The organism is Citrobacter gillenii (assembly GCF_013337685.1).
Taxonomy (GTDB): domain Bacteria; phylum Pseudomonadota; class Gammaproteobacteria; order Enterobacterales; family Enterobacteriaceae; genus Citrobacter; species Citrobacter gillenii.
In genome coordinates, this window is the sequence record NZ_SUQN01000009.1 from 1 (window position 1) to 20044 (window position 20044).

The 20044-nt window shown below is 53.7% G+C and carries 16 protein-coding genes; 10 read left to right on the forward strand and 6 right to left on the reverse strand.

What is annotated here, in order from left to right; all coding sequences use genetic code 11:
* Positions 1-334: 334 nt before the first annotated feature.
* The 4 genes from metA (at position 335) to aceK (ending at position 6484) form a co-directional block, all read left to right on the forward strand.
* Positions 335-1264, forward strand: a complete 930-nt coding sequence (metA, locus tag FCH32_RS20190; protein ID WP_096758761.1) for a homoserine O-acetyltransferase MetA — start codon at positions 335-337, stop codon at positions 1262-1264.
* A gap of 268 nt (positions 1265-1532) precedes the next feature.
* Positions 1533-3134 carry a malate synthase A gene (gene aceB / locus FCH32_RS20195; RefSeq protein ID WP_174361422.1) on the forward strand — a complete coding sequence of 534 codons (1602 nt, stop codon included), beginning with the start codon at positions 1533-1535 and terminating at the stop codon, positions 3132-3134.
* Positions 3135-3290: 156 nt separating this feature from the next.
* Complete coding sequence (gene aceA, locus FCH32_RS20200) at positions 3291-4595, forward strand: isocitrate lyase (protein WP_096759483.1); 1305 nt, start codon at positions 3291-3293, stop codon at positions 4593-4595.
* A gap of 107 nt (positions 4596-4702) precedes the next feature.
* On the forward strand, positions 4703-6484 hold the full coding sequence (gene aceK, locus FCH32_RS20205) for a bifunctional isocitrate dehydrogenase kinase/phosphatase (protein WP_117343625.1): 1782 nt from the start codon (positions 4703-4705) through the stop codon (positions 6482-6484).
* Between the two features lie 86 nt (positions 6485-6570).
* Here the strand turns inward: aceK and iclR are convergent, their stop codons facing one another.
* Complete coding sequence (gene iclR / locus FCH32_RS20210; protein WP_096758758.1) at positions 6571-7395, reverse strand: glyoxylate bypass operon transcriptional repressor IclR; 825 nt, start codon at positions 7393-7395, stop codon at positions 6571-6573.
* Positions 7396-7590: 195 nt separating this feature from the next.
* Here iclR and metH point away from each other — a divergent pair, with 195 nt between their 5' ends.
* Together metH and FCH32_RS20220 are read left to right on the forward strand one after the other, a co-directional pair.
* The gene (metH, locus tag FCH32_RS20215) at positions 7591-11274 is read left to right on the forward strand and encodes a methionine synthase (protein ID WP_096758757.1); all 3684 of its coding nucleotides are present in this window, start codon (positions 7591-7593) and stop codon (positions 11272-11274) included.
* 152 nt (positions 11275-11426) lie between these two features.
* Positions 11427-13058, forward strand: coding sequence for a sodium-dependent inorganic phosphate transporter (locus FCH32_RS20220; RefSeq protein ID WP_174361423.1), 1632 nt, complete (start codon positions 11427-11429; stop codon positions 13056-13058).
* A 128-nt stretch (positions 13059-13186) separates the two neighbouring features.
* On the opposite strand, the gene pepE is transcribed toward FCH32_RS20220, so the two are convergent.
* The 3 genes from pepE to FCH32_RS20235 all read right to left on the reverse strand — a co-directional run bounded on the left by pepE (position 13187) and on the right by FCH32_RS20235 (position 14573).
* Positions 13187-13876, reverse strand: coding sequence for a dipeptidase PepE (gene pepE / locus FCH32_RS20225; RefSeq protein WP_115259724.1), 690 nt, complete (start codon positions 13874-13876; stop codon positions 13187-13189).
* A 111-nt stretch (positions 13877-13987) separates the two neighbouring features.
* Positions 13988-14266 carry an addiction module antidote protein gene (locus tag FCH32_RS20230; protein WP_115259723.1) on the reverse strand — a complete coding sequence of 93 codons (279 nt, stop codon included), beginning with the start codon at positions 14264-14266 and terminating at the stop codon, positions 13988-13990.
* Positions 14259-14573, reverse strand: a complete 315-nt coding sequence (locus tag FCH32_RS20235) for a type II toxin-antitoxin system RelE/ParE family toxin (protein ID WP_135912739.1) — start codon at positions 14571-14573, stop codon at positions 14259-14261. Before FCH32_RS20235 ends, FCH32_RS20230 begins: the two co-directional genes overlap by 8 nt.
* A 195-nt stretch (positions 14574-14768) precedes the next feature.
* Between FCH32_RS20235 and FCH32_RS20240 the strand changes: the two genes are divergently transcribed.
* From FCH32_RS20240 to rluF, 3 genes are all read left to right on the forward strand, one after another.
* Positions 14769-15062, forward strand: a complete 294-nt coding sequence (locus tag FCH32_RS20240) for a type II toxin-antitoxin system CcdA family antitoxin (protein ID WP_174361424.1) — start codon at positions 14769-14771, stop codon at positions 15060-15062.
* Positions 15062-15379, forward strand: a complete 318-nt coding sequence (locus FCH32_RS20245; RefSeq protein ID WP_174361425.1) for a CcdB family protein — start codon at positions 15062-15064, stop codon at positions 15377-15379. The genes FCH32_RS20240 and FCH32_RS20245 overlap by 1 nt, the downstream gene beginning before the upstream one ends.
* A gap of 250 nt (positions 15380-15629) precedes the next feature.
* Positions 15630-16505: a 23S rRNA pseudouridine(2604) synthase RluF gene (gene rluF, locus FCH32_RS20250; RefSeq protein WP_096758748.1), complete on the forward strand. Its 876-nt coding sequence runs from the start codon at positions 15630-15632 to the stop codon at positions 16503-16505.
* Here rluF and FCH32_RS20255 read toward each other — a convergent pair.
* Positions 16502-16774 (reverse strand): YjbD family protein, encoded by a 273-nt coding sequence (locus FCH32_RS20255; protein ID WP_096758747.1) that lies wholly within the window; start codon positions 16772-16774, stop codon positions 16502-16504. The two genes, rluF and FCH32_RS20255, sit on opposite strands and share 4 nt — an antisense overlap.
* A gap of 99 nt (positions 16775-16873) precedes the next feature.
* Positions 16874-18460 (reverse strand): RNA repair transcriptional activator RtcR, encoded by a 1587-nt coding sequence (rtcR, locus tag FCH32_RS20260; protein ID WP_174361426.1) that lies wholly within the window; start codon positions 18458-18460, stop codon positions 16874-16876.
* Between the two features lie 451 nt (positions 18461-18911).
* Between rtcR and FCH32_RS20265 the strand changes: the two genes are divergently transcribed.
* Complete coding sequence (locus tag FCH32_RS20265; protein WP_174361427.1) at positions 18912-20039, forward strand: slipin family protein; 1128 nt, start codon at positions 18912-18914, stop codon at positions 20037-20039.
* Positions 20040-20044: the final 5 nt, after the last annotated feature.

The window sequence follows — 20044 nt, forward strand, 5'->3', positions numbered from 1 at the left end:
GCCGCCATAAACTGCCAGGCATCAAACAAGTGAAGAAGCCCATCCTGACGGATGGGCTTTTTTGCGTCTGTTGTATGTGAAAGCGGGTGGATAGCCGCGTCAGCGCTTTATCTGTCCAGCGAAAGCCTCTCTTCTGTCCGCGTAAAATGTCCTTTATCCTGCCCGTGAACGACTAAGCATTCTCCTTTTGACTCTTACTGCACTATTCTACAGCGAGTGAGTCGTGAAACTTTCTCACCTTGAGCATGCAGGCTCGACATTCACACGATTCCTGGTTATTGTCAGCTATCTGGATGTCTAAACGTTTAAACGTATGTTGTGAGGTTATCAGGTTATGCCAATTCGCGTGCTGGACGAGCTACCCGCCGTCAATTTCTTGCGTGAGGAAAACGTCTTTGTCATGACGACATCCCGCGCATCCGGTCAGGAAATTCGTCCTCTGAAGGTGCTTATCCTCAACCTGATGCCGAAGAAGATCGAAACGGAAAACCAGTTTCTCCGGTTATTGTCGAACTCACCGCTGCAGGTAGACGTTCAGCTATTACGCATTGATGCCCGCGAGTCGCGCAATACGCCGACGGAGCATCTGAATAACTTTTACTGTAATTTCGAGGATATTTGCGATCAGAACTTTGATGGACTGATCGTCACCGGGGCACCGTTAGGCCTGGTTGAGTTTAACGATGTGGCCTACTGGCCGCAGATCAAACAGGTACTGGAGTGGGCGAAAGACCACGTCACATCAACATTGTTTGTCTGTTGGGCGGTGCAGGCCGCACTGAATATCCTTTATGGCATCCCCAAGCAAACCCGCAACGACAAGCTTTCAGGTGTATACGAACACCACATCCTTCATCCCCATGCCCTGCTGACACGTGGTTTTGATGATGCCTTCCTTGCACCGCACTCACGCTATGCTGATTTCCCTGCTGCGTTGATCAGGGATTACACCGATCTTGAGATTTTTGCCGAGACGGAAGAGGGCGATGCCTACCTGTTTGCCAGTAAAGATAAACGTATTGCGTTCGTGACGGGTCATCCGGAATATGACGCCGATACGCTGGCCGGTGAATATTTTCGTGACGCCGAAGCGGGGTTGACCCCGGACGTTCCGTACAACTATTTCCCGCAAGATGACCCACAAAACAAACCTCGGGCAAGCTGGCGTAGCCATGGCAATTTGCTGTTTATTAACTGGCTCAACTATTACGTCTACCAGATCACGCCATACGATCTGCGCCACATGAATCCAACGCTGGATTAATCTTCTGTAGCAAACGATTCTTAAGCGTTTCAGCATGTTGAATCAGGCACCTTCGGGTGCTTTTTTTATTTCCGAAACGCACCTCACGGTGTGATTAATTTTTATTATGATTGTTATCAATAAGTTAATTGATAATTAAATTAAAAATGGAAATTGTTTTTGATTTTGAAATTTAAATGGGTAGTCTTAGTTGTGCTGAACGAAAACCGCACAACGATCCTTCGTTCGCATTGGGGATGTGTTTGGATCAATGACGAGGAACTACGCAATGAATCAACAGGCAACAACAACCGATGAGCTGGTTTTTACCAGGCCGCATGGCGAGCAGGAACAGCAGATTTTGACCGCAGAGGCGGTGGAATTCCTGACCGAATTGGTGACTCGATTTACGCCAAAACGCAATAAACTTCTCGCCGCGCGTATTCAGCAGCAGCAGGATATTGATGACGGTAAGTTGCCTGATTTTATTTCGGAAACAGCTTCCATTCGTGAAGGTGACTGGAAGATTCGCGGTATTCCTGATGATTTACAGGATCGTCGCGTGGAAATCACCGGACCCGTTGAACGCAAGATGGTGATTAACGCGCTCAACGCCAACGTTAGAGTCTTTATGGCTGACTTTGAGGATTCACTGGCTCCCGAGTGGAGTAAAGTGATCGACGGGCAAATCAACCTGCGCGATGCGGTGAACGGTACCATCAGTTACACCAACGAAGCTGGCAAGATATACCAGCTGAAGCCCGATCCGGCGTTATTGGTTTGTCGCGTACGTGGCTTGCATCTGCCGGAAAAACACGTCACCTGGCGTGAGGAAGCGATTCCCGGCAGTCTGTTCGACTTTGCCCTCTATTTCTTCCACAACTACAAAGCCTTGCTGGCTAAAGGCAGTGGTCCTTACTTCTATTTGCCGAAAACGCAGGCCTGGCAAGAAGCGGCCTGGTGGAGTGAAGTCTTCAGTTATACAGAAGACAGATTTAATCTGCCACGCGGCACGATAAAAGCCACGTTGCTGATCGAAACACTGCCAGCCGTTTTCCAGATGGATGAGATCCTGCACGCGCTGCGTGACCATATTGTCGGCCTCAACTGCGGTCGTTGGGATTACATTTTCAGCTACATCAAAACCCTCAAGAATCACCCGGATCGTGTTCTGCCCGATCGTCAGGTGGTAACGATGGATAAGCCGTTCCTCAGCGCCTACTCGCGTCTGCTGATTAAAACCTGTCATAAACGCGGTGCTTTTGCGATGGGCGGTATGGCGGCGTTTATCCCCAGCAAAGACGCTGAGCGCAACAATCAGGTGCTGGCAAAAGTTAAAGCGGATAAAGCGCTGGAAGCCAATAACGGTCATGACGGGACCTGGGTTGCTCACCCTGGACTGGCAGATACCGCAATGGCGATTTTCAACGATGTGCTGGGCAACAACAAAAATCAGCTGTTTGTCACCCGAGAAGAGGATGCGCCGATTACTGCAGAACAACTGCTGGCTCCGTGCGAAGGGGAACGTACTGAAGAAGGCATGCGCGCCAATATTCGCGTTGCCGTGCAGTACATCGAAGCGTGGATCTCTGGCAACGGTTGCGTACCGATTTATGGCCTGATGGAAGATGCGGCAACTGCCGAAATCTCCCGTACCTCCATCTGGCAGTGGATCCACCATCAGAAAACCCTCAGCAACGGTAAGCCGGTGACCAAACCGCTGTTCCGTCAGATGCTGGCCGAAGAAATGCGGGTGATTCAGGACGAGCTGGGTGAACACCGCTACAGCAGCGGGCGCTTTGATGACGCCGCACGCCTGATGGAGCAAATCACCACCTCTGACGAACTGATCGACTTCCTTACCTTGCCAGGCTACCGCTTACTGGCTTAACAGCCCAGGCTATTTTGTTCGCCATTTTAGCCCCGGGCAGTGCTCAAAATCCTCACGTACTATAAGTACGCTCCGGTTTTTGCGCGCTGGCCGTGACCAAACTGCCTTCACCAATAACGCCTGGGAAGCCAGGAGAATAATATGGAGCATCTGCACATGAAAACCCGTACCCAACAAATCGAAGACTTACAGAAAGAATGGACACAACCACGCTGGGAAGGCATTACCCGCCCGTACAGCGCGGAGGAAGTGGTGAAGTTACGTGGCTCGGTCAACCCGGAATGTACGCTGGCGCAGCTTGGCGCAGCGAAAATGTGGCGTTTGCTGCACGGCGGATCGAAGAAAGGTTATATCAACAGCCTCGGTGCACTGACTGGTGGTCAGGCGCTGCAACAGGCGAAAGCCGGTATTGAAGCGGTCTACCTTTCCGGGTGGCAGGTGGCGGCAGACGCCAACCTGGCCTCCAGCATGTACCCGGATCAATCGCTATACCCGGCTAACTCTGTGCCCGCCGTGGTGGATCGGATCAACAACACCTTCCGTCGGGCGGATCAGATCCAATGGTCAACCGGCATTGAGCCAACCGATCCGCGCTATGTGGATTACTTCCTGCCGATCGTTGCCGATGCCGAAGCCGGTTTTGGCGGTGTCCTGAACGCGTTTGAATTGATGAAGTCGATGATTGAAGCCGGTGCAGCGGCGGTTCACTTCGAAGATCAGCTCGCCTCGGTGAAAAAATGCGGTCACATGGGCGGCAAGGTGCTGGTACCGACTCAGGAAGCTATCCAGAAACTGGTGGCGGCCCGTCTGGCGGCAGACGTGATGGGCGTCCCGACGCTGGTTATTGCCCGTACCGATGCTGACGCAGCGGATTTGATTACCTCTGACTGCGACCCTTACGACAGCGAGTTCATTACCGGCGAGCGCACCAGCGAAGGGTTCTACCGTACCCATGCGGGTATTGAGCAGGCGATCAGTCGCGGACTGGCCTACGCCCCGTATGCTGACCTGGTGTGGTGCGAAACCTCCACACCGGATCTCGAACTGGCGCGCCGCTTTGCCGATGCTATCCATGCTAAATATCCGGGCAAACTGCTGGCCTACAACTGTTCGCCGTCGTTTAACTGGCAGAAGAACCTGGATGACAAAACCATTGCCAGCTTCCAGCAACAGCTGTCCGATATGGGTTATAAATATCAGTTCATTACCCTGGCGGGTATCCACAGTATGTGGTTCAACATGTTTGACCTCGCGCGTTCCTATGCACAGGGCGAAGGTATGCGCCACTACGTTGAGAAAGTTCAGCAGCCAGAATTTGCGGCGGCGAAAGATGGCTACACCTTCGTATCCCACCAGCAGGAAGTGGGTACCGGTTATTTCGACAAAGTGACGACCATCATTCAGGGGGGCGCGTCATCCGTTACTGCGCTGACCGGGTCTACTGAAGAATCACAGTTCTGATCGACCTGATGCCCGGTGGCGTAATGCTTACCGGGCCTACAGTTCTGTGTAGGCCGGATACGCGAATGCGCCATCCGGCATTATTCGATTCTGAATGAGGGCAAAAGATGTCGCGTGGCCTGGAATTGCTGATTGCCCAAACCATCCTGCAAGGTTTTGATGCGCAGTATGGCCGGTTTCTGGAAGTGACGTCCGGCGCGCAGCAGCGTTTTGAACACGCTGACTGGCATGCTGTGCAGCAGGCGATGAAAAGCCGTATCCATCTCTACGATCATCACGTTGGTCTGGTAGTGGAACAGTTGCGCTGCATTACCGACGGCAAAAGTACCGATGCGGCATTTTTACTGCGTGTAAAAGAGCATTACACCCAGTTGCTGCCGGACTATCCGCGCTTTGAGATTGCCGAGAGCTTTTTTAACTCCGTGTACTGCCGGTTATTTGATCACCGCTCGCTGACGCCCGAGCGGTTGTTTATTTTCAGCTCTCAGTCAGAACGTCGATTTCGTACTATCCCGCGCCCGCTGGCGAAAGACTTTTTCCCTGATTCAGGCTGGGAAGGGCTGCTCACGCGCGTGCTCAGCGATCTCCCCCTTCGTCTGCCATGGCAGAATAAACAGCGTGATATTCGCTACATCATCGAGCACCTGACGGAAATTGTTGGTGAAGCGGTGCTGGCGCGCTGCCATTTGCAGGTGGCGAACGAATTGTTTTATCGCAATAAGGCCGCCTGGCTGGTGGGAAAACTGATCACACCAGAGGTCACGCTGCCGTTTTTACTGCCTATTCACCGCACTGACGAAGGCGAATTGTTTGTCGACACTTGTCTGACGACTACGGCGGAAGCCAGCATTGTGTTTGGTTTTGCCCGCTCTTACTTTATGGTCTACGCGCCGTTGCCTGCGGCACTGGTCGAGTGGCTGCGTGAGATCCTGCCCGGTAAAACTACCGCCGAGCTGTATATGGCGATTGGCTGTCAGAAGCATGCGAAAACCGAAAGCTACCGTGAATATCTGCTGTATCTGGCCGACTGCGATGAACAGTTTATCGAAGCGCCGGGAATACGCGGCATGGTGATGCTGGTGTTTACTCTGCCTGGATTCGATCGGGTCTTCAAAATTATTAAAGACAAATTTGCGCCGCAAAAAGAGATGTCTGCGGCCCACGTCCGCGCCTGTTACCAACTGGTCAAAGAGCACGATCGCGTTGGACGCATGGCCGATACCCAGGAATTCGAAAATTTTGTGCTGGATAAACGACAAATTTCCCCGGCGCTGATGGCGTTGTTGCAGCAGGAAGTACCCGAAAAAATGACCGATCTCGGCGAACAGGTCGTGATTCGTCATCTGTATATCGAACGGCGGATGGTGCCGCTAAATATCTGGCTGGAGCAGGTCGAAGGCCAGCAGCTGCGGGATGCGATAGAAGAATATGGTAACGCTATTCGCCAACTGGCTGCCGCCAATATTTTCCCGGGTGACATGCTGTTTAAAAACTTCGGCGTGACCCGACACGGGCGGGTGGTGTTCTACGACTATGATGAAATTTGCTACATGACAGAGGTGAATTTCCGCCATATCCCGCCCGCGCGTTACCCGGAGGATGAGCTGGCCAGCGAACCGTGGTACAGCGTCTCGCCGGGAGATGTATTTCCGGAAGAATTTCGTCACTGGCTGTGCGCCGATCCGCGTATTGGACCGTTATTTGAAGAGATGCATGCCGATTTGTTCTGCGCCGACTACTGGCGAGGTCTGCAAACGCGGATCCGTGAAGGGCACGTGGAAGACGTTTACGCCTATCGGCGCCGCCAGCGGTTTAGCGTGCGTTATGAAACCGACCGTAGGCCGGATAAGGCCTTTGCGCCACCATCCGGCAATGTGCGCCGTGCCTGATGGCGCTGCGCTTATCAGACCTACAAATCATCCCAACCTTGGATAGCAGGCCGGGCCAGGCGTAGCTGCCACCCGGCAGTCCCATCTTACCGAATCCCACCGTATGCCAGTGTGACCTCTTTGGCCGCTTTGATTGCCATCGCACCGAACTCGGTGACGCGGTCGTCGGTAATGCGGGAGATCGGGCCGGAGATCGAAATGGCGGCGAACGGTTCGCGATGTTCGTCGTAAATGCATGACGCCACACAGCGCAGGCCCAGCGCATGTTCTTCATCATCAAACGAATAACCGCGCTTACGGGTCTGGGCGAGATCTTCTTTCAGATGCACCGGCGAGACAAGCGTGGCGTGGGTATACGCGTGCAGGCCTTTGCGGTGCAGCAGGCTGGTAACTTGTTCTTCGCTGAGTTGCGCCAGGAACGCTTTCCCCGCGCCAGAGGCGTGCATCGGCAGTTTGCCACCGATAGGGGCAGACATTCTCATCAGCTGTGTGCACTGTACCTGATCAATGATAATCGCCTGATGGTCGCTGTGATCCAACACCGCCAGGTTCACTGTTTCACCGGAATCTTCCATCAGCTTGCGCAGTATCGGGTGGACGATCGCCAGCAGGTTGCGGCTTTGCAGGAAGCTACTGCCGACGATAAACGCATGGGCGCCCACGGCCCAGTGTCCTAAGTCACCCACCTGACGCACAAAACCCTGCTGCTGCATGGTGGTCAATAAACGGTGCGTGGTGGAATTGGGCAGACCGGCCTGCTGCGCCAGCTCGGTCAGCGCTACGCTGCCGTTAGATTCCGCAATCCATTCCAGCAGCTTCAGACCTCGGGTCAAAGACTGAACCTGCCCGGTTGCAGGCGTAGTTGTGGCGGCGGGTTTTCTACCGCGTTTCGCGGGGACAGTGGCAACCATGGCAGACTCCTTTTCTGTATCGTGGAAATCATTTTCGTTTTATTCAATTATAATGCAAGAGTTCCTGTACTGATCGGATGAGTGAAGCTGAACATGTCTCATGTTGGTCGTTGTTTGCTTTTCCACCTCACTGGTTTATGCCAGTATGCTTTGTTGGCCTTTTTTCGGTCTGGTTGAGCGTTGTCGGGAGTGAGTGTGAGCAGCAAAGTTGAACAATTACGTCAGCAGTTAAAAGAACGTATTCTGGTGCTGGACGGCGGTATGGGCACCATGATCCAGGGTTATCGTTTGAGTGAAGACGATTTCCGCGGCCAACGCTTTGCCGACTGGCCGAGCGATCTGAAAGGCAACAACGACCTGTTGGTGCTGAGCAAGCCGGAGGTTATCACCGCGATTCATCATGCCTACTTTGAAGCGGGCGCGGATATCATTGAAACCAACACCTTCAACTCGACGACTATCGCCATGGCGGATTACCAGATGGAATCCCTGTCGGCGGAAATCAACTTCACCGCGGCAAAACTGGCGCGCGCCTGCGCCGACGAATGGACAGCGCGTACGCCGGATAAACCGCGCTATGTCGCGGGTGTTCTCGGTCCGACTAACCGCACCGCGTCTATCTCACCGGACGTCAACGATCCCGCCTACCGCAATATTACTTTTGATCAGCTGGTGGCCGCGTATCGTGAATCCACTAAAGCGCTGGTGGAAGGCGGTAGCGACCTGATCCTGATCGAAACCGTTTTTGACACGCTTAATGCCAAAGCCGCTATTTTTGCGGTAAAAACCGAATTTGAAGCCCTGGGCGTTGAGCTGCCGATTATGATCTCCGGCACCATCACCGACGCTTCCGGGCGTACGCTCTCCGGGCAGACCACCGAAGCCTTCTATAACGCACTGCGCCATGCTGACGCGCTGACCTTCGGCCTCAACTGTGCGTTAGGCCCGGACGAGCTGCGCCAGTACGTACAGGAACTGTCGCGGATTGCCGACTGCTATGTCACCGCGCACCCGAACGCCGGTTTGCCAAATGCCTTCGGCGAATACGATCTCGACGCTGACACCATGGCGAAGCAAATCCGCGAATGGGCTGAAGCGGGTTTCCTGAACATCGTCGGCGGCTGCTGCGGCACCACGCCGGAACATATTGCCGCCATGAGCCGTGCGGTTGAAGGTTTACCGCCGCGTCAACTGCCGGAACTGCCGGTTGCCTGCCGTCTTTCAGGCCTTGAGCCGCTGAACATTGGTGATGACAGCCTGTTTGTTAACGTCGGTGAACGTACTAACGTCACCGGCTCTGCCAAATTTAAGCGACTGATTAAAGAAGAAAAATACAGCGAAGCGCTGGATGTTGCCCGCCAACAGGTGGAAAGCGGCGCGCAGATTATCGATATCAACATGGATGAGGGGATGCTTGACGCCGAGGCGGCGATGGTGCGTTTCCTCAACCTGATCGCCGGTGAACCGGATATTGCTCGCGTACCGATCATGATCGACTCCTCGAAATGGGACGTCATTGAAAAAGGGCTGAAGTGCATTCAGGGTAAGGGCATCGTTAACTCCATCTCGATGAAAGAGGGCGTTGAGCCGTTTATCCACCATGCCAAACTGGTCCGTCGCTACGGTGCTGCCGTGGTGGTAATGGCCTTTGATGAACAGGGCCAGGCCGACACCCGCGCGCGTAAAATTGAGATTTGCCGCCGGGCGTACAAAATTCTCACCGAAGAAGTGGGCTTCCCGCCGGAAGACATTATCTTTGACCCGAACATCTTTGCCGTCGCGACCGGCATCGAAGAGCACAACAACTACGCGCAGGACTTTATCGGTGCCTGTGAAGACATCAAACGCGAACTACCGCATGCGCTAATCTCCGGTGGTGTCTCCAACGTGTCGTTCTCGTTCCGTGGCAATGACCCGGTGCGTGAAGCGATCCACGCAGTGTTCCTGTACTACGCCATTCGCAATGGCATGGACATGGGCATTGTGAACGCTGGTCAGCTGGCGATTTATGACGATCTGCCTGCTGAACTGCGCGATGCGGTTGAAGACGTGATCCTCAACCGCCGCGATGACGGTACCGAACGCCTGCTGGAGCTGGCAGAGAAATATCGCGGCAGCAAAACTGATGAAACGGCCAATACGCAACTGGCAGAATGGCGCAGCTGGGACGTGAAAAAACGCCTGGAATACTCGCTGGTGAAAGGCATTACCGAGTTTATCGAGCAGGATACCGAAGAAGCCCGTCAGCAGGCTGCGCGCCCGATTGAGGTTATCGAAGGGCCGCTGATGGACGGCATGAACGTGGTTGGTGACCTGTTCAGCGACGGTAAAATGTTCCTGCCGCAGGTGGTGAAGTCTGCTCGCGTGATGAAGCAGGCGGTGGCCTACCTTGAACCGTACATTGAAGCCAGCAAAGAGAAAGGCTCCAGCAACGGCAAGATGGTGATCGCCACCGTCAAGGGCGACGTGCACGACATCGGTAAAAACATCGTTGGTGTGGTGCTGCAGTGTAACAACTACGAAATTATCGATCTTGGCGTGATGGTGCCGGCAGAGAAAATCCTGCGCACCGCACGCGAAGTGAATGCTGACCTGATTGGTCTTTCCGGGCTGATCACCCCGTCGCTGGACGAAATGGTTAACGTGGCGAAAGAGATGGAGCGCCAGGGCTTTACTATTCCGCTGCTGATTGGCGGCGCGACCACCTCAAAAGCGCACACGGCGGTGAAAATCGAGCAGAACTACAGCGGCCCGACGGTCTATGTGCAGAACGCCTCGCGCACCGTCGGCGTGGTGGCTGCGTTGTTATCTGATACCCAGCACGATGATTTTGTCGCCCGCACGCGTAAAGAGTACGAAACTGTGCGTATTCAACATGCGCGTAAAAAACCGCGTACCCCGCCGGTGACGCTGGAGGCCGCGCGTGATAACGACCTGGCCTTCGACTGGGAAAACTATACCCCGCCGGTGGCGCACCGCCTGGGCGTGCAGGAAGTTGAAGCCAGCATTGAAACGCTGCGCAACTACATCGACTGGACACCGTTCTTTATGACCTGGTCACTGGCCGGGAAATATCCGCGCATTCTGGAAGATGAGGTGGTGGGTGAAGAGGCTAAACGCCTGTTCAAAGATGCCAACGACATGTTGGATAAATTGAGCGCCGAGAAAACCCTGAACCCGCGTGGTGTCGTTGGCCTGTTCCCGGCTAACCGCGTAGGTGATGACATTGAGATCTACCGGGATGAAACGCGGACGCACGTCCTGACCGTCAGCCACCATCTGCGTCAGCAGACGGAGAAGGTTGGTTTTGCTAACTACTGCCTGTCTGACTTTGTGGCACCGAAAACCTCCGGCAAAGCGGATTACATTGGCGCTTTCGCCGTCACCGGCGGCCTGGAAGAAGACACGCTGGCTGACGCGTTCGACGCACAGCATGATGATTACAATAAAATCATGGTGAAAGCGATTGCCGATCGTCTGGCGGAAGCCTTCGCTGAATATCTGCATGAACGGGTGCGTAAAGTTTACTGGGGATATGCGGCGAACGAGAACCTCAGCAATGACGAACTGATCCGCGAGAACTATCAAGGTATTCGTCCGGCTCCGGGCTATCCGGCGTGCCCTGAGCACACCGAGAAGGCGACCATCTGGGAACTGCTGGATGTAGAAACGCACACCGGTATGAAACTCACTGAATCTTTTGCCATGTGGCCTGGTGCATCGGTTTCCGGTTGGTACTTCAGTCATCCTGACAGCAAGTACTACGCCGTCGCACAAATTCAACGCGATCAGGTTGAAGATTATGCCTTCCGTAAAGGCATGAGCGTGGCAGAAGTTGAGCGCTGGTTAGCGCCTAACTTAGGCTACGACGCCGACTGATTCACAAAACTGTTATCTTTCTTTACAACAAACAGGGCGCTCAATGAGTGCCCTGTCTCTTTATTACGTTTAAACCCTTATACTGAAGGGAACTTGTGCGCGTTGGTGTCATGAGCCTCAGGAGCATATAACGATAAGGAGAACCTGATTCCGTGCTAACTCTGTTACACCTGCTTTCTGCCGTGGCGATGCTGGTTTGGGGTACCCATATCGTGCGTACCGGCGTGATGCGCGTCTTTGGCGCACGCCTGCGTACCGTGCTCAGCCGTAGCGTTGAAAAGAAGCCGCTCGCCTTTTGCGCGGGCATTGGCGTTACTGCTCTGGTGCAAAGCAGTAACGCCACCACCATGCTGGTGACGTCGTTTGTCGCCCAGGATCTGGTGGCGCTGACGCCTGCGCTGGTTATTGTGCTTGGTGCTGACGTCGGGACCGCGCTGATGGCGCGTATCCTGACCTTTGACCTCTCGTGGCTGTCGCCGCTGCTGATTTTCATTGGCGTTGTTTTCTTCCTCGGACGTAAGCAGTCCCGCGTTGGGCAACTGGGGCGCGTAGGCATCGGGCTGGGGCTCATTTTACTGGCGCTGGAGCTGATTGTGCAGGCGGTCACGCCGATCACTCAGGCCAACGGGGTGCAGGTCATTTTTGCCTCGCTTACCGGCGATATCATGCTCGATGCGCTGATTGGCGCCATGTTCGCGATTATCAGTTACTCCAGCCTGGCGGCGGTCCTGCTGACGGCAACGCTGACAGCCGCGGGTATTATTTCGTTCCCGGTAGCGCTGTGTCTAGTGATTGGTGCGAACCTCGGCTCCGGCCTGCTGGCGATGCTCAATAACAGTGCCGCCAACGCTGCCGCCCGCCGCGTGGCGCTCGGCAGCCTGTTGTTTAAGCTGGTGGGCAGCCTGATTATTCTGCCGTTTGTGCATCCGCTGGCGAATCTGATGGATGAACTGCCGCTGCCAAAATCCGAACTGGTTATCTACTTCCACGTCTTCTACAACCTGGTGCGCTGCGTGGCGATGGTGCCGTTCGCCGAGCCGATGGCGCGCTTTTGCAAACGTATTATCCGCGATGAGCCGGAATTGGACGGCCATCTGAAGCCCAAGCATCTGGACGTCAGCGCACTCGATACCCCTACGCTCGCACTGGCGAATGCGGCTCGCGAAGCCCTGCGTATTGGTGACGCCATGGAGCAGATGATGGAAGGGCTGAAGCGGGTGATGCACGGTGAGCCGCGCGAGGAAAAAGAGCTGCGCAGGATGGCCGACGATATCAACGTGCTGTACACCGCGATCAAACTTTACCTGGCGCGGATGCCAAAAGATGAGCTGGCGGAAGAGGAGTCAAAGCGCTGGGCGGAGATTATCGAGATGTCGCTCAACCTGGAGCAGGCTTCCGATATCGTCGAACGCATGGGGAGCGAGATTGCCGATAAGTCGCTGGTCGCGCGCCGGGCCTTTTCTCTGGAAGGTCTGAAAGAGCTGGATGCGCTCTACGATCAGCTGCTCAACAACCTGAAGCTGGCGATGTCAGTGTTCTTCTCTGGTGACGTGACCAGCGCCCGTCGACTGCGTCGCAGCAAACACCGTTTTCGTATTCTTAACCGTCGTTATTCGCACGCACACGTCGATCGCCTGCATCAGCAAAACGTGCAGAGCATCGAAACCAGTTCCCTGCACCTCGCGCTGTTAGGCGACATGCAGCGTCTGAACTCGTTATTTTGCTCCGTTGCCTACAGCGTGCTGGAGCAACCGGACGAAGACGACGAACGGGATGATTACTAACGGGGACAGGTGAAATGTTGCCCGGTGGCGCTTACGCTTACCGGGCCTACGGATAACCGTCAATTTTGTCGTCAATCTTGTAGGCCGGATAAGGCGCAGCCGCCATCCGGCATCAGACAACAAATCCACTAAAAGCAGTGGCCTGCTTCAACGGCAACCGCGTCTTCACCCGCTTTAAAGATATATGTGGTGTTCGGACCGCCAAGAACCGCCTGACCATCGCTCACCTTGATCCAGTTGCCTTCTGGCAGACCAATTACCGTCAGCTCTGGCGCAACCACCAGCAGCTCGCGAATACGCTGTTCACGCGTTTCGCCTTTGTGGCCTTCCGGCAACGCGTTGGTGAAGTGCGGGTTAATCTGCAGTGGGAACAGGCCCAGGGCATCAAAGCCTTTTGGATCGACAATCGGCATGTCGTTAGTGGTACGGATGGTTGGGCAGGCGAGGTTGGAACCTGCACTCCAGCCAATGTACAGCGCGCCGCGTTTGACCACGTCAACAATCGGCGCCAGCAGCCCGCGTTCGCGACTCTCTTTCAGCAACTGGAAGGTGTTACCACCACCGACAATCACCACGTCTGCATTTTCAATTGCCGCCACCGGATCGGCAACGGTATGAATACCCGTGACGTCGACGCCCATGGGAGCAAAGACGGCGGCCGTTTTCGCCGTGTACTCATCCCAGGTTTGCGTCACGCCAGCAAACGGGATAAACACCGCAGTACGGCGACCGTTCAGTTGCTCAGCAATCAGCGGTAGCGCGTGTTCCATCCAGGCTTTGCCCGGCAGCGTCGAGTTACTCAATAAAAGCAGTTCCATCATTTCTCCATGTAATCAAAAAATTACAAACCGCGGTCATGTTACCACCGTCAGTATAACGCCTCACTGATATGGCTCACGATGTTGGAAGGGGGGAGATAGAAGCAGGGGCTATTTTTTAAGTGTCAATTCAATACCGAGCGCCTTCATCACTGCAAGCGTAGTTTTCAGCGTTGGGTTACCTTTCTCACTAAAAGAGCGATAAAGTTGTTCGCGGGATAATCCCGTTTCTGCCGCGATGTTCGCCATTCCCTTAGCGCGAGCCACCACGCCCAGGGCTTTTGCAATGTACGCTGCATCGCCTGTTTCGAGGGCATCCGCCATAAATACGGCAATTTCTTCATCATCAACCAGCGCAGTTGCGGGATCGTACCGAGTAAGTTTATTCATGGTGGCGGATCTCTTGATAATCCAGTGAACGGGCGAGCATTTTTGCCATAGTGATATCGTTGGCTTGTGAGCTTTTATCGCCCCCACATAACAAAATGATGATGTGGCAGCCTTGCTGTTTAAAGTAAATCCTGTAACCAGGACCGTAGGAAATGCGCATTTCGCTGATGCCTTCTCCAACAGGTTTGACATCACCAGCTAAACCATTAGCCAAACGAAAAAGGCGTGTAGCAATGAGCGTTTTAGCTCTCCTGTCCCGTAGGTTTTGCTCCCAACGCTGGAAAACCATTGTCTGAAGAATTTCCATGAGTACGTTCCATGTATTTTATAAACTACATTCTGAATTGACAAGTTGAGAGTGGATATTAAGTAAGTTTGTGATGCGGGCATACCTGGGTTGGAGGAAACAGGAAAGCGCCTCGCAGACTTTTTCTTCGGGGCGTGACAGGTCTGTGCAACCACCCTACTGTGACATGATGATTTGCTGGTCGGGGAATAGATAATGCTCGCTTATTACGCTAACCTTAGGTATGTCATGCGCATTACTATAGGGGTTATCATGCGCACTGTATCTAAGGTAAAAAAATCAGTTAATGTCTCTCTGGCTCCAGAGATACTGGAAGAGGCACGTAAGCTTAAAATCAATCTGTCAGCTGTTTTAACCGAAGCCCTAATCGAAAAATTTCGTGAGAACAGACGCGAAGAATGGTTGCGGGATAATAAAAAATCGATAGAAGTATTAAATCAATGGGTGGAAGAAAACGGTTCGTTCAGTGATTTTCAAAGGACATTCTGATGGAGCAGTATTGCGCTTATGAGAACACTGGAAGTGGAAAAGGTGTTTATCCGTTTTTAATTAGCTTACAGCATCCGGTGGCCGCTGTTTTGCGGCATGTACTGGTTGCACCCGTTATAGCGCTCAGTCAGTTCCCTGACGAAGTACCTCCAGCTAAAATTTGTCCTGTTGTTAGTATTGGTGGGCAAGCCTATGTGGTGATGACGCACATGATGACAGGCATCCCTTTGAAAAATATGGGTAACTGTGTGGGAGACCTGACCGCAAACAGGGCTGAACTTCGAGATGCAATTGATTTCCTGCTTAACGGTTATTAGAGCGCCATGACGGGGCTGATTATGTTGAAAGGCGTGACAGATCGCAAATAGTGTCGGGACTGGCGTTCACGATTATTTTTATCCCCCGCAAGGTAGGGTATATTTCGCTTTTAATACACAAGATCATTCAAGCTGTATCAAGGCGGCAAGGGAGCGAATCCCTGGGAGCATAGATTGCTATGTGACCTGGGGGAGTGAGAGCAGCCAACGCAGAAACAGCTTGAAGGATGAAGTGTATACAGGAGAAATTATGCTGCCCGACTCATCCATCCGATTAAACAAATACATCAGTGAAAGCGGAATCTGCTCGCGTCGCGAAGCGGATCGCTTTATCGAACAAGGGAATGTCTTCCTGAATGGCAAACGCGCCACCATTGGCGATCAGGTGATGCCTGGCGACGTCGTGAAAGTGAACGGTCGGTTGATTGAGCCGCGTGAAGCGGAAGATCTGGTTTTTATCGCGCTGAACAAACCGGTCGGTATTGTCAGCACCACTGAAGATGGTGAGCGCGATAACATCGTTGATTTTGTTAACCACAGTAAGCGCGTGTTCCCGATTGGTCGTCTGGACAAAGATTCCCAAGGGCTGATCTTTCTCACTAACCACGGCGACCTGGTGAATAAAATCCTGCGTGCCGGTAACGATCATGAGAAAGAGTATCTGGTGACGGTCGATAAACCCGTAACCGATGACTTTATTCGTGGCATGGGGGCGGGCGTCCCCATTCTCGGTACCGTCACCAAGAAATGTAAGGTCAGGAAAGAGGCTCCGTTTGTCTTCCGTATCACCCTGGTGCAGGGCCTGAACCGTCAGATCCGTCGGATGTGCGAACACTTTGGCTATGAAGTGGTAAAACTTGAACGTACGCGGATCATGAACATCGGCTTGTCTGGTTTGCCGCTGGGTGAATGGCGTGACCTGACCGATGATGAGCTGATCGATCTGTTCAAGCTGATTGAAAACTCTTCCTCGGAAGCGAAACCGAAGCCGAAAGCGAAGCCAAAAACTGCAGGCATTAAGCGCCCGGTGGTGAAAATCGAAAAAGCTGCTGAGAAAGAGAAAGCGCGCCCGGCATCCAACGGTAAACGTTTTGTTCAGCCGGGGCGTAAGAAGAAAGGGCGTTAACGTCTGCCGCGCGTTGGCGTATTCGCTGACCAGGAAAACGAGGATTCCGCATCCGGTTTATAAGCCTGCTTTTTCTTCAACTGGCGGGCTTTTTTAGCCTCAGCTTCGCGCTGTAGCATCAGCTTATCGATGTACTCTTTCTTAATGCTGTTGGTTTCCGCGTTGGTTAGCAGTCGACCGTGTGCAATACGCGCGCGGTCGAGCAGCGTTTTCAGTTCGCGCTGTTCGCGCTCGGTCATCTCTTTTTGGGTAATGCGGGGGAGTGCCATACGGTTGCCCTCAGTTTGCCGATTAACCCAGTGTACGGTAATCCTGGGCTGGCTGATAGCATCCAGACCGGGTAAGCATGCGTCACCCGGTACTTTTTTTTAATTTAATGATTGGCTACGGACGTTTTCCCAGCTCAGCCCAAAACGGGCCAGATATTTGCGCAGGCGGTCGGCGTCGTTAGGATTGGCTTTCTTCAGTCTGGAAACGGCAAACAGCTCGCGGCCCGCTTCAGACAACGATGCGCTGCGTCGGCAGACGTCGATCACCGTTTCTAACTGACGCTTATCAAACAGGTCAATGTCCAGATCGAATTCCGGCTGTGAATCGGTGAGCTGCCAGCTTTCCTGCAATAACGCGATCTCCTCTTCGACCAGCGCGAGCGTGATGCGCCCCTGTTCGGCCAGCGTCGCCATGCGTGCAACGGATGAACTCAGCTCGCGAAAGTTGCCGCGCCATAGCGCCTTTGGTGAACAGGCGAAAGCCAGATAGCGCTCGCGCGCTTCTTTATCAAAGCGAGTCTGCGCCTGTTTGAGGCTGGAAAAGCGCTGGAGCTCATACTCCACGTTGGGTGCGATATCTTCCCGCCGCTGCGCCAGACCGGGCAGGGCAAAGCGCCACATATTGATGCGCGCGTAGAGATCTTCGCGAAAACGACCTTTTGCCACCCACTGCTGCATATCGCGATGCGTCCCGGCAATCAACTGGAAATCGCTGTGCACCTCTTTGTCGCCACCAAACGGAAAAAAGGTTTTTTCTTCAATCGCTTTCAGCAGCATAGCCTGCTCGTCCAGCCCCAGTTCGGCAATCTCATCGAGAAATAACACCCCACCGTCAGCCTCGCGCAACAGACCTGTGCGTGGCGTAAGTGCGCCGGTAAACGCGCCTTTGACGTGTCCGAATAATGTCGACATTGCGTTGTCACCGCGCAGGGTGGCGCAGTTAACCGCTACCAGTTTACCGGCCACCAGATGGCGTGACTGGCGTAGCTGAAAAATCCGTTTGGCGAGGAACGATTTCCCCGCACCGGTGGGACCTGTCAGTAGAATCGGATCGGTCGAGCGCAGCGCCACGCGCTCAATACGGTCGATGAGCGTATTAAACGTGGCATTACGGGTCTCAATACCGGCTTTCAGGAAGGAGACCGATTGCTGCTGCTCACGCTGAAAGCGGCTGGTTAGCGTGGTATAGCGGCTTAAATCGAGATCGATAACCGAGCAGACGCCTGCGGCGACGACCTCATCAGATGAACCTCGCGGTGCCGGGCTGGATTGCAAAAGGCTGGCCGGCAGATAGCGCGCCTCCGTCAGCAGGAACCAACAAATCTGCGCCACGTGTGTGCCGGTGGTGATATGCACCAGATACTCTTCGTTTTCAGTATCAAATGTGTAGTGGGTGGCGAAGTCGAGGAACGCGGCGTAAACCTCCTCAAAATCCCACGGGTCGTTAATGGTCACCGCATGCGGGCGCACCTCGGTATGAGGAGAGAGCAGGGCGACATCTTCAATCAGCCGCTGTGCCATGCTTTCGTCGCGCGGCTGGTGGAGCAGTTCCAGTCTGTCGATGGGGAAATCAGCCTGCTGGCACAGTCCAACCGTAGGGCGCCATTTCTTAAACCGATTCGCCCGTTTACCGCGCTTATCCAGCACCGTGCCCAGAACGCCAATCACCACCCGCCGCTTTTTCATGCTTTATCCATAAAGATAAATATCGATATTGGAAGATAAAAAAATCTCTGCGCAACGGCAATCATTAATCTGAGTGTTAAAAATAAAAACTATATTAATCAAAGCAATAAAAAATAAATTTGATGATTTTTCTTTCTGGCACGCTTCTGGCAATACCTGATACGTCAACAACGCTGAAAACGCAGGGGGTTAAACCCCGCCGGCACGTCAGGAACGGCACAGGCTGTTTTCCCGGGGTGTTCCGTCAGCCGATGACCACCAAGTGGGTTCGATTCCCAATTTCATCCTCCAAATGAAAACTGGTTGTTAATCATAGAAATAAAACGGGTTCGTGCGCAGTCAGCACCGCCCAAAACAGGCTGCCGGTAATGACGCCGTGCGACAGGCAAAAGGGAATTCCCCTGCCGCTTCGCCCCTGCACCCGCGCCTGACTCACAATAAGGAATAAAAAATGATGAAGAAAATCACTATTCGTAAAGGCCAGCTTGGTCTGTTATCCCGCCAGGGTGACTACTACAAGGTGCTGAATGCAGGTGAACACCGTTTGCCGTGGTTTAACACACCGGATGTTCTGGTGGTAAATGCCGATGGCAGTGATGTTCCTGAGGCGTTGGCGGAGTACCTGCGTCGCTTCCAGCCTGCGTGGGTGGAACAGTACTGTGTGGCGGCAGATTTAACCGATACCGAAGCCGGTGCGCTGTATGTGAACGGCGTCTTGCAGGAAATTTTACCGCCTTCAACCCGTCGTCTGTACTGGCGAGCCGAGGAGGCGTTAACGTTGGTACGCATGGATACGCGTCAGGTTCAGGTCCCAACGGACGTGATGAATGCCGTGTTACAGCCACGCCGTAGCTGTGCAGTAAAAGGTCGTGACGCGATCTTAACGGTGCAGGTTCCGGCCTGGCACGTCGGTGTGCTGAAAATTGATGGTGAGACGCAGGCGCTGTTGCCGCCGGGGCTGAGTGCGTACTGGAAGGTGAATCATCTGGTGGAAGCGGAAGTCGTTGATACCCGCTTGCAGGTACTGGAGGTCGGCGGGCAGGAGATTCTGACCAAAGATAAGGTTAACCTGCGTCTGAATCTGGCGGCGAACTGGCGCTACAGCGGTGTGTTACAGGCGTTTGGCCAACTGACAAAACCTCTGGAACACTTGTACCGTGAGCTGCAGTTTGCGCTGCGCGAGGCGGTTGGTACCCGAACGCTGGACGAACTGCTGGAAGATAAGCAGGTGATTGACGACGTGGTAAGCACGCAGGTGAAAAACCGCATGACGCCGTTTGGCATTGAGGTCGCTTCGCTGGGCGTGAAGGATATCGTGCTGCCCGGCGATATGAAAACCATCCTGTCGCAGCTGGTGGAGGCCGAAAAATCGGCGCAGGCCAACGTCATTCGTCGACGTGAAGAAACGGCCGCCACGCGCTCGTTGTTGAACACAGCGAAAGTGATGGAAAACAACCCGGTGGCGCTGCGTTTAAAAGAGCTGGAAACCCTCGAGAGAGTGGCGGAGCGTATCGATAAAATCTCGGTATTTGGCGGTCTGGACCAGGTTCTTCACGGTCTGGTGAATATAAAAGGATAAGTAAA